Raw genomic sequence first — 14,552 nt, 5'->3', positions numbered from 1 at the left:
CGCAACGCCACAGACTGGTCAGTATCCCGCTCAGGGAGGCGCCGGGCCATCACGTTTGCCCGGCGACCGCAGCGCGACCCCGGCGACGACGGCCAGGGTGCCGATCGCCTCGGGCAGGGTCGGGACCTGCCGGAGCCACAGAAAGCCGACCAGTCCCGCCGTGACCGGCAGCAACGCGAGCAGCAGCGCGAACCGCGCCCGCCCGGCCTTGCGCAGGACCACTTGGTCGAGCGCGTACGGCACGACGGTCGAAAGCACCCCGACCCCGATGCCGAGCAGCAGCAAACGTGGCGAACCCCATACCGCGCCGGTGCCGAGCGCCAGCGGCGACAGCACCACGGTGCCCACGGCGAACCCGACGGCCAGCCCGTCGATCCCGTTCCCGCCGACCGCGACCCGCTTCCCGAGCAGGATGTACCCGGCCCAGGCGGCCGCCGCGCCGAGCGCGAACAGCACGCCGAGCAGGCTGCCTTCGAGCCGGACGTCCGCGATGGCGACCACCCCGGCCGCCACCAGCAGCAGCGCGAAGACGTCACGGCGCGTGCGCGAACCGAACGCCGCCACCACCACGGGCCCGGCGAACTCGAGGGCGACCGCGGTGCCGAGGGGCAGCCGCGCGATCGCCTCGTAGAAGAGCACGTTCATCCCGGCGGTGACGATGCCGAAGGCGCCCGCGAGCAGGAACGCGCGCCCGGTCCACGCCGAGCGGGGTGGCCTGCGCCACGCCAGGAGGACCACCGCCGCCCCGAGACAGCGGAGCCAGGCCACCCCCGCGGGGGAGGCGACCGAAAAGAGACCTACGGCGATGGCCGCACCGGCGTACATGGAAATTCCGCTGAGAACGAACAAGACCGGCGACGGCACGCTCGGAAGACGGTTCCGGACGACTGCGATACCCACCCTCGCATGGTGCCTGACGTGGGAAAAGACGGTTCCACGGGGAGTCGTCTCCCACGTTGCGTGATTACGCTACGGCATCCGAGGTAATTACCAGTGACAAATGAGACACCCGCACGGGAACACTTGCGGGTCGCCAAACGTCTGGAAGAGTGGAAGCACGAACACGGCGGGGCCGGGAACGAACGTTGCCGGCATCAGTGCCGAAGTGGTCGTAGCTGGATCGATGGCACCGGGCCACCGGTGCCGGGACGGAGGGAGACTCCAATGACTTCACCGACGCTCACCCGCCCCGAACTGACCGCTGCCGACCGATGCGACCGGTGTGGAGCTGCAGCCCAGGTTCGAGCCATTCTCAGCACCGGTGGCGAGTTGCTCTTCTGTGGTCACCACGCCCGCGCACACGAAACGAAGCTCAAGGAAATGTCCGCGGACATTCAGCGGTAGCCCACCAGTCCACGACCACCGGCGGCCGGCTACTCCTCAGGGAGAGAGCCGACCGCCCTTTTTTACGCTTCAAAAACATACAGACAGAATGTATGTTTATTGCCATGACGACCAGCGACCTTCTCGGCGAGGTGCACGAGGCAGACCTCGGCGGCGCCCGCATCCGCTACCGCGACCGCGGCGAAGGCCCTCCCGTGGTCTTCGTGCACGGACTGCTGACCAACGGCCTGCTCTGGCGCAAGGTGGCCCCGGCGGTCGCCGACGCCGGCTTCCGCTGCCTCACGCCGGACTGGCCGCTGGGGTCGCACGAGATCCCGGTCCCGAACGCCGATCTGAGCCCGCCCGGGGTCGCCGCGCTCATCGCGCGGTTCCTCGAAGTGCTCGACCTGGCCGACGTCACCGTGGTCGCGAACGACACCGGCGGCGCGCTCACGCAACTGCTCATGACCACGGACCCGGAACGGGTGGGCCGGGTCGTGCTGACCCCGTCGGACTCCTACGAGCGCTTCCTGCCGCCGCTGTTCGCGGGGCTGAGCCCGCTGGCCCGGATTCCCGGCGGCGTCGGGCTGATGATCCTGGCGCTGCGCTCGCGGTGGCTGCTGAAGACGACGGACTTCCTCTGGCTGGCCAAACACCCGGTCCCGGACCATATCCTCGACGCGTACCTCCTGCCCAGCCGCCGGAGCGCGGAGATCCGCGACGATCTGCGCCGGTTCACCGCGAGCGTCGACAACCGGTACACGCTGACCGCCGCCGAGCGGCTGCCCGCGTTCACCAAGCCGGTGCTGCTGGCCTGGGCGCCCGAAGACCGGCATTTCCCGCTGTGGCTGGGCCGCAAACTCGCCGGGGTCCTGCCGAACGCCGAACTGAAGACGATCGAGGACTCCTACGCCTTCGTGCCGGAGGACCAGCCGGAGCGGCTGAGCGGCATGATGGTGGAATTCCTGCGTGCCCACGCCACGACGTAGCCAGACCGAACGATCGCACTCGACGCGGGCCGCGTTGATCGCGGCGGCGCGGACGCTGTTCGCCGAACAGGGTTACGCCGCCGTGCCCGCCGACGAGATCGTCCAGGCGGCGGGCGTCACCCGCGGCGCGCTGTACCACCACTTCGGGGACAAACAGGGCCTGTTCCGTGCCGTGATCGAGCAGATCGAAACGGAGATCACCGAGGAACTGAAGACCGTCCTGCGCGCCACGGACGACCCGTGGGCGGGGGCGCTCGGCGTGCTGAGCCGGTTCCTGGACCTGTGCCTGCGGCCCGAAGTGGTGCGGATCGCGCTCACGGACGCCGTCTCCGTCCTCGGCTGGCAGGAATGGCGGGAGCTGGAGAGCCGGTACGGGCTGGGCCTGATCACGGAGATCCTGGAGGCCGCCGCGACGGACGGGCTGCTGATCGACGCGCCGATCCCGGAACTGGCGCAGCTGGCGCTGAGCGCCTGCGCGGAGGCGGCGCTGATGATCGCGCACGCCGAAGACCCCGCCGCCGCCAAGGAGAAGTCCCTCGCTGCCCTGGTGGCCCTGCTGTCCGGCCTCGCGCAAGAACGCATTTAGTCCTCTGGATGCGGTCCTTGCGTGTGCAACTACCGCATCCAGAGGACTAAATGCGAGCTAGACGGTGTCCAGGATCATCTCGAAGGCGGCTTCGGCGGCACCCAGCAGCTTCACGTCCGCCCCGAGCGCGGAGCTCACGATCTGCGTCCCGCCCACGGCCCGGCTGACGAGGCTCCGCCGCCGGACCTCGGCCGCCACCGACTTCACGACCGAGTCGGGCAGCACGGTGAGCAGGTCGCCGAGCACGACCAACTGCGGGCCGAGCAGGTTGACCACGTTCACCAGGCCCAGCGTCAGCCATTCCGCGAACTCCGACAGCCGCTCCTCGGCCGCGTGCGGATCCCGGCCCAGTTCGCGCAGTTCGAACAGGATCGCCCCGCGCGGGGTGTCCTCCGGCAGGTCGAGCGCGCGGCACAACGCCGCCTCGCCGACCTCGGTCTCCCAGCAGCCGCTGGATCCGCAGTAGCAGGGACGGCCGCCCGGCCGGATCGCCATGTGCCCGATCTCGCCGACGTAGCCCGCGCCGCCGCGCAGCGACGAACCGTCCGCGATGATCCCTCCCCCGACACCGACGTCGGCGGAGACGTACACGGCGTCGGAAGAGCCCCGCGCGGCGCCGCGCAGGTGTTCGGCGATGGCGCCGAGTTCGGCGTCATTGCCGACCAGGACGGGGATGCGCAGCACACCGCCGAGCCGTTCCCCCAGCGCCACATCCGTCCAGCGCAGGTTGGGCGCTTCGTGGACGTGCCCGTCGGCCCGGCGGACGACGCCGGGCACGGACACCCCCGCGGCGATCGGCTGCACACCGAGGTCGCCCGCCAGCACGGTGGTCGACTCGATCACGTGCGTGATCACCTCGTCGGCTTCCCGCGTCCGGCCGTGGAGGTTCCAGCTGTTGCGCCCGAGGATCTGGCCGCCGAACCCGACCAGCGCGATCGCCACGTGTTCGACCTGGAGGTCGACCGCGAGCACCACCGCCGCGTGCGGCTGCGGCAGGACCAGGAGCGAGGGGCGGCCCGCCCCTCGACCCGGCCTCGGGACCCGCTCCTCGACGACACCCGCTTCCGCGAGGCCGTCGACGAGGGTCTTGATGGTGCTGCGGTTGAGCCCCAGCTCGGTGGCGAGGGTCGCCCTGGTGCTCGGGCCGCTGACGTGCAGCAACCGGAGCAAGGTCGTGCGGTTGTGCCTGCGCACCTCGTCTGGTCGTGCAACGGGTGTGCTGGTCACGGGCTTCATCATTCCATGCGGACTCAGCGCGGCGACGCAGCCGCGCGGCGCCGGGACAGCGCGTCGACCGTGGCCGCGAGAAGCAGCACCAGACCGGTGACGATGTTGACCACCGCCGCCGACTGCTTCAGCAGGCCGAGCGCGTTCTCCACGACCGCCAGCACGAGGCCACCGATCACCGCGTCGACGACCCGGCCCTTGCCGCCGAACAGCGACGTGCCACCGATGACGGCGGCGCCGACCGCGAACAGCAGCGTGTTGAGGCCACCGGCCTGCGGGTCGACCGAACCGACCTTCGACGAGTAGACGATCGCGCCGACCGCCGCCACCGCCGAGCAGATGACGAACACCGAAGCGCGGATCTTCTCGACGTTGATACCGGCGCGGCGAGCCGCCTCGCGGTTGCCGCCGACGGCGTAGATGTGACGGCCGTACTGGGTGCGGTTGAGCACGTACGTGCCGAGCACCAGCAGGCCGAGCACGATCGGCACGACGTACGGGACACCGGAGATGACGATGTTCGGGTTCGGCGCGCGGTTCAGCGTCAGCAGATAGGTCGCGATCGCGGCGACCACGGCGATAGCGCCGACCTTGAACAGCACCATCGGCGTCGGCTGCGTGACCAGGCCGCGTTTGAGCCGCGAGAAGTGCTGTCCCAGTGTCACCGCGGCGAACCCGCCCGCGGCGATCAGGAAGAGGACCCAGCTGCCCACAGTGGACAGATTGCCGTTGGCGACCTTGAACAGCACGTCCGAGGTGCTGATGCCGAGCGTGCCGCCCTCACCGATGAACTGGAGGATGACCCCTTGCCAGGCCAGGAAGAGCGCCAGCGTCACCACGAACGAGGGCATCCCGATCTTGGAGACGAGGAAACCGGTGAGGACACCGATCGCGCCACCGACGCTGATCGCGAGCAGCATCTCGATCCACGGGTTCGCCGCGGTTCCCGAGAGCACGAGCGCGATGGCGAGCACGGCGAATCCGACACCCGCCCAGATCCGCAGGACCACACCGAGCAACGCGGCGATCGCGAGTACCACGAGGAACGCGATGAACACGCCGTTCCCCATGCCGCCCAACAGGTTTCCGTTGCGCACGTAGTGCATCGCCAGCACCGCGGCGGTGACCCCGGACGCGGTGCCCGCGGACAGGTCGATCTCGCCGAGCAGCAGCACGAACACGATGCCCATCGCGATGATCGCCTTGCCTGCGCCTTGGGCCATCAGGTTCGCGATGTTGTTCATCGTCAGGAAGGTGTCCGACAGCGAGGCGAACACGATCACCAGCACGAGCAGGCCGAGCAGCGCCGGGAGCGACCCCAGCTGTCCCGCCTTGAGCCGGGAGAAGTAGTCGCCGACGGCCTCGCGTGTCGACATCGATGTCGTGTCGATGCCGAAGTCCGTGATGGCCGCCGACGGGTTGAGCGCGGCGGCCGTCGGCTTGCCCCCCTCCGGCGAGGCGGGCTTTGCAGGTGTCTCAGTCATTTCCGGTTCTTTCTCGCCTCGGATCAGAGGACGGCGGCTTCGGGGCGGGCAAGGCCGAGGTCGCCGGAGCGACCGGCGGTGATCAGTTCCACGACCTGGCCGTGGGTGACGTCCTTGGTGTGCACCTCGGCGACGAGACGGCCGAGGTAGAGCACCGCGATACGGTCGGCGACCTCGAAGACGTCGGCCATGTTGTGGCTGATCAGCACGACGCCGAGACCTTGTTCGGCGAGGCGGCGGACGAGGTCGAGCACCTGGCGGGTCTGCGCGACACCGAGCGCGGCGGTCGGCTCGTCGAGGAGGACGACCTTCGAGTCCCACAGGACGGATTTGGCGATCGCGACGGTCTGCCGCTGCCCGCCGGAGAGGGCCGAAACGGGCGTACGGACCGATTTCACGGTGCGGACCGACAGCGACGCGAGCGTCTCGCGGGCGGCCTTCTCCATGCTGGCCTCGTCGAGCAGCCATTTGCTGCCGCGTTCGCGGCCGAGGAACATGTTCTGCACGATGTCGAGGTTCTCGGCCAGCGCGAGGTCCTGGTAGACGACCTCGATCCCCAGATCCGCGGCGTCACGCGGGCCGTGGATGTTCACCTGCTTGCCCTGGAACGTCACCGTTCCCGAGTCGTAGCCGTGGATCCCGGCGATCGACTTGACCAAAGTGGACTTGCCGGCACCGTTGTCGCCGACCAGCGCGGTGACCTCGCCGGCGCGCACGTTGAAGTCCACGTCGTGGAGGACGTGGACCGGCCCGAAGCTCTTGTTCAGCTGCTTCAGTTCGAGGATGGGTTCACTCATGGGGGTTCTCCCGGCTGGGTACCGGGCCGGTGCGCGCTGTCGGGAGAACGCACCGGCCCGGTCGTCTGGATTGAACGGGTCAGGAGATACCGAGCTGCGTGCACGCCGCGGCCAGGTCGCCGCCGCAGATCTCGGCCGCCTTGACGTAGCCCTGCGTCACGACCTCCTTGACACCGTCCTTGGTGGTCATCTTCGGCTCGAGGAGCACGGACTTGACCTCGCGGTTGCCCTTCGGGTCCTTCGCCTTGCCGGTGGCCAGCGCGTCGGCACCCGCCTTGTCGCCCTTGGCCAGCAGCACGGCGAGCTTCGCCGCGGCTTCGGCCTCTTCCTTGATCGGCTTGAAGACGGTCATGTACTGGTCACCGCGCAGGATCGCCATGAGGCCGTCCGCGGTGGCGTCCTGGCCGGTGACCGGGACCTTGCCGTTGAGGCCGTTCTTCTTCAGCACGGTGATGACCGCGCCGGCGAGACCGTCGTTCGCGGCGACGACGCCGTCGACCCTGCCCTTGTTGTCGGTCAGGATCTGCTCGAAGGTCTGGCCGCCCTTCTGGTTGTCCCAGTTGTCGATGGCCTGTTCCCGCACGAGCTTCAGGTCGCCGCTGGCGAACTTCGGCTGCAGCACGGACTTCTGGCCGTTGGCGAACAGCGTCGCGTTGTTGTCGGTCGGGGCGCCCTCGATCATGACGACCTCGGCGCCCTTCTTGTCCTTCAGCGCGTCGGCGAGGCCCTGGCCCTGCAGCTGGCCGACCTTCTCGTTGTCGAACGAGACGTAGTAGTCGGAGCTGCCGCCGAGGTTGAGGCGGTCGTAGTCGATCGTCGGGATGCCCGCGGCCTGCGCCTTGCGGGCGACCGCCGCGCCGACCTCGCCGTTGATGGCGGCGATGATCAGGACCTTGACGTTCTGCGCGATCATGCCGTCGGCCAGCGTGGTGAACTTCTGGACGTCGCCCTGGGCGTTCTGGACGTCGGCGTCGAAGCCCGCGTCCTTGAGCGCCTTGGTCAGGAACGGCTTGTCGAAGGACTCCCAGCGCGCCGAAGTGGCGGTCTCCGGCAGGATGACGCCGACCTTGCCGCCGGCGGCGGCGCCGCCCGGGGCGGGGGCGGACTGCGAGGAGTTGCTGCTGCCCGAGTCTGCGGTGTTGGCACCACAGGCGGAGAGCACCAGGCCGGCGCCCACCGTCGCGGCGAGGAGGGTAAGGGTTCTGCTGCGCATCCTCGTTCCTTCCGGATCTTGCTCGCGGGCGGCGATCCTGAGGGACCGGTCGCACCATCGCGCATATGTTGTGGGCGACAACATATGCCGCCGAACGGGTTTCGCGGAAGACGGCTGAATCGATTAAGCCTCATCAAATGGACACGGTTTGGCAACGTGGCCGTAGCAAGACGTACGAAGTCTAGGTGCGCTGACGGTGTGACCGCCACCACTCACTCAGCGTGATCGAGCCTGGCTGTTCGTCGGTCACTACACGCAATGAAGGGGCCTTTCATAGCAAATTCTGCTATGAAAGGCCCCTTCATTGCACGGGGCGGGGCGGTCACCAGGAACGCAGCGTGACGATCCGCTCTTCCAGCTGCTCCACCGAAGCCATCGCGGTCGGCGGCCCGCCGCAGACCCGGCGCAGTTCGTTGTGGATCGCGCCGTGCGGCTTCTTCGTCCGGTGGTGGTGCACGCCCACCAGGGCGTTCAGCTCCTTGCGCAGGCTGCCGAGCCGCTCGCTGACCGACTGCGGCCGCGCGATCGGCGCGGCCTCCTCGGCCTTGGGCTTGCGCCGCTTCTCGTCGGAGAGCTGCTCCTCCTGCCGCTTCCGCAGCAGGGCGCGGACCTGGTCCGGTTCGAGCAGCCCCGGCAGGCCGAGGTACTCCTGCTCCTCGTCGGAACCGGAGAACACCGCGGTGCCGAAGGAGTTGCCGTCGTAGATGACCTGGTCGAGCTCGGCGGAGGCGCCCAGCGAGGTGAACGCCTTCTCCTCCTCGCCCGGCTCGTCCTCGGTGCGGTTGGCCTGGGCCAGGAGCTCGTCGTCCCAGCCCTCCTTCTCACGGTGCGGCTTGCCGAGGACGTGGTCGCGCTGCGCCTCCAGTTCACTGGCCAGTTCCAGCAGCACCGGCACACTCGGCAGGAACACCGAAGCCGTCTCGCCGGGCTTGCGCGAACGCACGTACCGGCCGATGGCCTGCGCGAAGAACAGCGGGGTCGACGCGCTCGTGGCGTAGACGCCGACCGCCAGCCGCGGCACGTCGACGCCTTCGGACACCATCCGGACCGCGACCAGCCAGCGGTCGGTCGAATCGGAGAACTCCTTGATCCGGCCGGACGCCTTGGGGTCGTCGGAGAGGACGACCGTCGGGTTCTGGCCGGAGATGCGCTGCAGGATCTTGGCGTAGGCGCGCGCGGAGTCCTGGTCGGTGGCGATCACCAGACCGCCCGCGTCCGGGATGCCGTTGGCGCGAAGCTGCGTGAGGCGTGTGTCGGCGGCCTGCAGCACCGACGGGATCCACTCGCCCGCCGGGTCGAGCGCCGTGCGCCAGGCCCGCGCGTTCTGCTCCGCGGTCAGCGGCTCGCCGAGCCGCGCGGTGAACTCCTCCCCCGCGCTCGTGCGCCAGGAGGCCTCGCCGGAGTAGGCGAGGAAGACGACCGGCCGCACCACGCCGTCGGCGAGCGCGTCGGCGTAACCGTAGGAGTGGTCGGCCTTGCTGCGCTGGAAACCCGAGCCGTCGGGTTCGTAGGTGACGAACGGGATCGGCGAGTCGTCGCTGCGGAACGGCGTCCCGGTCAGCGCGAGACGGCGGACGGCGGGCGTGAACGCCTCCCGGACCGCGTCACCCCAGGACTTCGCGTCACCACCGTGGTGGATCTCGTCCAGGATGACCAGGGTCTTGCGGTTCTCGGTGCGCACACGGTGCAGCGTCGGATGCGCGGCGACCTGCGCGTAGGTCACCGCTACACCTTGGTAGTCACGCGAGGTGACGCCGGTGCCGTTGCGGAAGTTCGAGTCGATCGCGATACCGGCGGCCGCGGCCGAGGCGGCCCACTGGTGCTTCAGGTGTTCCGTCGGCGCGACGATGGTGATCCGCTCGACGGTCCGGTCGCTCAGCAGCTCGGCGGCGATCCGGAGACCGAACACCGTCTTGCCCGCGCCCGGCGTCGCGACGGCCAGGAAGTCCTGCGGTTTCTTCGTGAGGTACTTCGTCAGCGCACGCCGCTGCCAGGCACGCAGCGGCCGGGCGGTGCTGTCCTTCGCCGCGGGAGGCGCGCCCAGCTCGCCCCGATCGCGTTCAACCGTTTCCGACATGCAGGTTCCCCTCCTCCCTCACCCGAAACGCCTGGTCATCCACCCTGACACAAGCGAAAACCCCCACTTGGGTATCCGGCCGCGACGCCGGCGCCTGAGGTGAGGGCACTCGGGGGAGCCTACCTCGCGGGCCACTGGAACGCCGGAAGCGCCACCCCCGTTGTCGGGTTACTCACCCGAAAACCCAGGGGTGGCGAGCCGAATGGCGCGGCATGGACCATGCTGGACACCGTCAAGGGCGCTCGGCGCCGTCGGAGGAGCTGCATGAGCGAGGAGAACGGCCGTCCGGACACGGCCGCCGAGGTCGCGAAGGGCCGCAGGGGTCCGTTGCGCCTGCTCAGCCGCACGCTCAGCAAGGCGTGGGACGGCAACATCTTCTCCGAGGCCGCCGAAGCCGCGTTCTGGCAGACGCTCTCCCTGCCGCCACTGCTGCTGGGGCTCCTCGGTTGCCTCGGCTTCGTCGGCGACTGGTTCGGCCAGGAGGTCGTGACCGCGGTCCACGATCGGATCATCACCTTCAGCAAGACGATCTTCAGCGACAACGCCGTCCACGACATCATCGAGCCGACGGTCAACAGCATCCTGTTCGTCGGCAAGGGCGAAATCGTCTCCGTCGGCTTCCTGATCTCCCTGTGGGCGGGTTCGTCGGCGATGTCGTCGTTCGTCGACGCCATCACCGTGGCACACGACCAGTACGGCGTCCGCAACGACGTGTGGCAGCGGATCTTCGCGCTGCTGCTGTACCTGGCCGGGCTGGTCATCCTGGTGGTCGGGCTGCCGCTGCTGGCGATCGGGCCGGACCTGCTCCCCCAGTTCTTCCCCACCGACTGGCGCGACACGGTGTCGTACTGGGTCGGCACGCTGTACTACCCGGTGCTGGCCGTGATGATCGTGCTCGCGCTGACGACGCTGTACAAGCTCGCCCTGCCGCGCAGGCTGCCGTGGCACCGGGGGCTGCCGGGCGCGATGCTCGCCATGGTCGTGTTCCTGCTCTCCAGTATCGGGCTGCGGATCTACCTGAACTGGATCACCAAGACCGGCTACACCTACGGCGCGCTCGCCGCGCCGATCGCGTTCCTGTTGCTGATGTTCTTCATCGGGCTCGCGGTGGTCGGCGGCGCGTACTTCAACAGCGCGATCCAGGAACTGTGGCCCGCCAAGGCGACGAAACGGCAGCGCCGGAAATGGCGGCGGCTGGAAATGGAACGCGCGAACGAACGGATCCGCGCCGAAGAGGGCCGCAAACTGTGGGAACGGACGACGGTCCCGCTCCGCCGTCCCCGCCAGAACGGCGATTCCCCGGACAGTGACGCCGAACACGTGCGGGAACAATCGGTGAACGAAGAAACGCAGAGCGAAGCCGATCAGGTGACGGAACGGCGAAATTGAGCGGGACCTCATCCCGAAGTCGTACTCCGATTCCACCCGTGGTGTGAATCCACTCCACCCCCAGCCATGAAAGGCTCGCGGTAACCCGCCCGTCCCGAGCCATTTCCTGGGGGATACCGCCATGTCCACGCTGGCCAGACTCAGCCTGCGCAACCGAAGTCTCATCGGGCTGCTCGCCCTGGTGGTGATCGGCTTCGGCGCCTTCGCCCTGCCACAGCTGAAGCAGCAGCTGTTCCCGTCACTGCAGTTCCCGCAGGCGCAGATCATCACGCCGTACGCGGGCGCGTCACCGGACGCGGTGGACCGTCAGGTCACCGAGCCGCTCGAAGGCGGGCTGCAGGGGTTGAAGGGACTCGAAGAGCTGAGCTCGACGTCGTCGGAGGGGCTGTCGCGGATCACCGCGCAGTTCGAGTTCGGCACGGACATCGACGCGGCGGTCGGGCAGATCCAGCGCGTCGTCGACGGGCTGAAGGCACGGCTGCCGCAGAACAGCGAGCCATCGGTGTCGGCGGGATCCACCGACGATCTCCCGGTCGTGCTGCTCGCCGCCGGGACCACCGGTGACCCGCAGGCGCTCGCGCCCGCGCTGACCGGGGAGGTCGCGCCGGAACTGCGGAAGATCGACGGTGTCCGCGAGGTCGAGGTGACCGGTGCGCGGCAGCCGCGGGTCACCATCGCGCTGGACTACGCGAAACTGGCCGCCGCGGGGGTGGACCCGTCGTCGATCGCCACCACGCTGCAGACCGCCGGTGCGGCCGTCCCGGCCGGGACGCTGACCGAAGGCGACAAGACGCTCACCGTCCAGGTCGGCGGCGGACCGACCACAGTGGACACGATCAAGAACCTTTACCTGACGCCGTCGCAGCCGTCGCGTCCCGGGGCGCCGGCGGGCAAGCCGGTGAAGCTCGGTGATGTCGCGGACGTCCAGGCCGGCTTCGCGCCGCCGACCTCGATCACGCGCACCAACGGCAAGCCGAGCCTCGGGCTCTCGATCACGATGGTGGAGAACGGGAACGCGGTCGCGATCTCGGAATCGGTGCGGGACAGGCTGCCCGAGCTGTCGAAGAAGATCGGCGCCGAGATGAGCGTCGTGTTCGACCAGGGCACCCCGGTCAAGGACGCGATCAGCGGCCTGACCACCGAAGGGCTGCTCGGGCTGGCGTTCGCGGTCGTGGTCATCCTGCTGTTCCTGATGTCGGTGCGCTCCACCCTGGTGACGGCGGTGTCGATCCCGCTTTCGGTGGTCGTGGCGCTGCTGGCGTTGTGGACCGGCGATCTCTCGCTGAACCTGCTCACCCTCGGCGCGCTCACCATCGCCATCGGACGGGTGGTCGACGACTCGATCGTGGTGCTGGAGAACATCAAACGACATCTGGCGTACGGCGAGGAGAAGCAGCGCGCGGTCCTCGACGGCGTGCGCGAGGTCGCGGGCGCGGTGACGTCGTCCACCCTCACCACGGTCGCGGTGTTCCTGCCGATCGCCTTCGTGGGAGGGTTCGTCGGCGAGCTGTTCTCGCCGTTCGCGATCACGGTCACCGTGGCGCTGCTGGCGTCCCTCCTGGTGTCGCTGACGATCGTGCCGGTGCTCGCGTACTGGTTCCTCAAGCCGCCCAAGGCGCCGGCGGACGAACGCGAGGCCGAGCTCACGCGCCAGGCCGCCGAGGACAAGGAACGCCGCGGGCTGCTGCAGCGCGGGTACGTTCCGGTGATCCGGTTCGCCACCAGGCGCCGCGTCACCGTGGTCCTGCTGGCACTGATCATCTTCGGGGGCACGGTCGGGCTGGCCTCGCAGCTGAACACCAACTTCCTCGACCAGTCCGGTTCGACGACGCTGAGCCTTTCGCAGAAGCTCCCGCCCGGCACCAGTTCCGAGGCCAAGGAGAAGGCCGCCGGCGCGGTGGAGCAGGCGCTCGCCGCCGAACCCGCCGTCGAGACCTACCAGGTGAGCATCGGCGGAGGCGGCTTCTTCGGTGGCGGCGGGACGGCGACCAGCATCCAGGTCACCGTCGCCAAGGACACCGACCTCGACGCGCTCTCCGAGCGGTTGCGAGGCAAGCTCGACAAGCCGGAGCTCGGCGAGGTCAAGATCGGTGCGGAGGCGAGCGGGTTCAACTCGGACCAGGTCTCGATCACCGTCACCGCTCCCGACGAGGCCGCCTTGAAACCGGCCGCCGAGCAGGTCCGCCAGGCGCTGTCCGGCGTTCCGGACCTGACCGAGGTGACCAGTGACCTCGCGCAGGGTTCGCCGCGCGTGCAGGTCGAGGTCGACGCCGCCAAGGCCGCCGCGAGCGGGCTTTCGGCGACCACGATCGGCCAGATCGCGAACCAGGCCATCGCCGGCCGCACGGTGACCCAGCTGCCGGTCGACGGTCAGCGCACGGACATCGTGCTGCGAGCGGGCACGGCCCCGGTGTCGGTCGACGCGGTCAAGGCGCTGCCCATCCCGAGCGCGACCGGCGTGGTGCGGCTGGACTCCGTCGCCACCGTGTCCACAGTGGACGGGCCGGCCGCGGTGCACCGCACCTCGGGCGAGCTGAGCACCACGGTCACCGCCAAGAACACCGGCGCGGACCTGGCCGCCACCACGCGGGCCATCCAGTCCGAATTGGACGGACTGACCTTCACCGGCGGCGCGGCGTACAAGCTCGGCGGGGTCAGCGAAGACCAGCAGGAGGCCTTCGGGAACCTGTTCCTCGCGCTGCTGGCCGCGGTCGCGATCGTCTATCTGATCATGGTGGCGACGTTCCGCAGCCTGATCCAGCCGCTGATCCTGCTGGTGTCGATCCCGTTCGCGGCGACCGGCGCGATCGGGCTGCTGCTGGCCACCGGGACCGCGCTGGGGCTGCCCGCGCTGATCGGGATGCTGATGCTCGTCGGCATCGTGGTGACCAACGCGATCGTGCTGATCGACCTGATCAACCAGTACCGGGCTTCGGGGATGAGCGTCGCCGACGCCGTCGTCGAAGGCGGCAGGCGACGGCTGCGGCCGATCCTGATGACCGCGGCGGCGACCATCTTCGCGCTGGTCCCGATGGCGCTCGGGCTGACCGGACAGGGCGGGTTCATCGGGCAGCCGCTGGCGATCGTGGTCATCGGCGGGCTGGTCAGCTCGACCCTGCTGACGCTGATCCTGGTGCCGACGCTGTACACGATGGTCGAGACACGGAAAGAGAAGCGCCGCGCGAAGAAGGACGCCCGGCGGTCCTCGGCACCGGCCACCGAGACGCTGACCCCGGAGCCGGCTTCGTAGACCTGGGGGGTGGGGGGAGGAAGGCACGCCGGGGCCTGGGTGGGCGCCCGGCGTGCCTTTCGCCGCTTCGCACTTAGCCGGCTAAATGCCACCGGTCACGTGCTTGGAGCCGGAACTCGCGTGCTTGGGGACGTGACTCGCGTGCTTGGAGCCGGTACGCGTCCAAGCACGCGAGTTCCGCCTTCAAGCACGCGAGTTCCGGCTCCAAGCACGGGTG

Annotated in this window: 11 protein-coding genes; 5 read left to right on the top strand and 6 right to left on the bottom strand. The window is 69.2% G+C overall.

The window, feature by feature from the left end; all coding sequences use genetic code 11:
* Nucleotides 1–30: 30 nt before the first annotated feature.
* Nucleotides 31–825, bottom strand: a complete 795-nt coding sequence (locus AC069H_RS22675; protein ID WP_478227925.1) for an EamA family transporter — start codon at nucleotides 823–825, stop codon at nucleotides 31–33.
* 339 nt (nucleotides 826–1,164) lie between these two features.
* Here AC069H_RS22675 and AC069H_RS22670 point away from each other — a divergent pair, with 339 nt between their 5' ends.
* The 3 genes from AC069H_RS22670 to AC069H_RS22660 all read left to right on the top strand — a co-directional run bounded on the left by AC069H_RS22670 (nucleotide 1,165) and on the right by AC069H_RS22660 (nucleotide 2,898).
* Nucleotides 1,165–1,344, top strand: coding sequence for a DUF7455 domain-containing protein (locus AC069H_RS22670; RefSeq protein ID WP_016332937.1), 180 nt, complete (start codon nucleotides 1,165–1,167; stop codon nucleotides 1,342–1,344).
* 104 nt (nucleotides 1,345–1,448) lie between these two features.
* The gene (locus AC069H_RS22665) at nucleotides 1,449–2,312 is read left to right on the top strand and encodes an alpha/beta fold hydrolase (protein ID WP_478233734.1); all 864 of its coding nucleotides are present in this window, start codon (nucleotides 1,449–1,451) and stop codon (nucleotides 2,310–2,312) included.
* A complete protein-coding gene (locus AC069H_RS22660; RefSeq protein ID WP_478233733.1) occupies nucleotides 2,293–2,898 on the top strand; it encodes a TetR/AcrR family transcriptional regulator in 606 nt (201 codons plus the stop codon). Before AC069H_RS22665 ends, AC069H_RS22660 begins: the two co-directional genes overlap by 20 nt.
* Before the next feature lie 57 nt (nucleotides 2,899–2,955).
* On the opposite strand, the gene AC069H_RS22655 is transcribed toward AC069H_RS22660, so the two are convergent.
* The 5 genes from AC069H_RS22655 to AC069H_RS22635 form a co-directional block, all read right to left on the bottom strand.
* Nucleotides 2,956–4,137, bottom strand: coding sequence for an ROK family transcriptional regulator (locus AC069H_RS22655; RefSeq protein WP_051972592.1), 1,182 nt, complete (start codon nucleotides 4,135–4,137; stop codon nucleotides 2,956–2,958).
* 11 nt (nucleotides 4,138–4,148) lie between these two features.
* Entirely contained in the window at nucleotides 4,149–5,609 is a 1,461-nt protein-coding gene (locus AC069H_RS22650; RefSeq protein WP_478233732.1) for a sugar ABC transporter permease, read from the bottom strand.
* A gap of 23 nt (nucleotides 5,610–5,632) precedes the next feature.
* Nucleotides 5,633–6,406, bottom strand: coding sequence for an ATP-binding cassette domain-containing protein (locus AC069H_RS22645; protein ID WP_005164482.1), 774 nt, complete (start codon nucleotides 6,404–6,406; stop codon nucleotides 5,633–5,635).
* A 79-nt stretch (nucleotides 6,407–6,485) separates the two neighbouring features.
* Complete coding sequence (locus AC069H_RS22640) at nucleotides 6,486–7,619, bottom strand: sugar ABC transporter substrate-binding protein (protein WP_478233731.1); 1,134 nt, start codon at nucleotides 7,617–7,619, stop codon at nucleotides 6,486–6,488.
* A 322-nt stretch (nucleotides 7,620–7,941) separates the two neighbouring features.
* Nucleotides 7,942–9,696, bottom strand: coding sequence for a DEAD/DEAH box helicase (locus AC069H_RS22635; RefSeq protein ID WP_478233730.1), 1,755 nt, complete (start codon nucleotides 9,694–9,696; stop codon nucleotides 7,942–7,944).
* Nucleotides 9,697–9,960: 264 nt separating this feature from the next.
* Here AC069H_RS22635 and AC069H_RS22630 point away from each other — a divergent pair, with 264 nt between their 5' ends.
* Together AC069H_RS22630 and AC069H_RS22625 are read left to right on the top strand one after the other, a co-directional pair.
* Nucleotides 9,961–11,085 (top strand): YihY/virulence factor BrkB family protein, encoded by a 1,125-nt coding sequence (locus tag AC069H_RS22630; RefSeq protein WP_478227803.1) that lies wholly within the window; start codon nucleotides 9,961–9,963, stop codon nucleotides 11,083–11,085.
* Nucleotides 11,086–11,206: 121 nt separating this feature from the next.
* Complete coding sequence (locus AC069H_RS22625; RefSeq protein ID WP_478233729.1) at nucleotides 11,207–14,335, top strand: efflux RND transporter permease subunit; 3,129 nt, start codon at nucleotides 11,207–11,209, stop codon at nucleotides 14,333–14,335.
* The last annotated feature ends 217 nt before the right edge of the window (nucleotides 14,336–14,552 follow it).

This window comes from Amycolatopsis sp. NPDC043887 (assembly GCF_056435665.1).
Note: the sequence above shows the minus strand (reverse complement) of the source record. Positions and strands in the feature narration are given on the sequence as shown.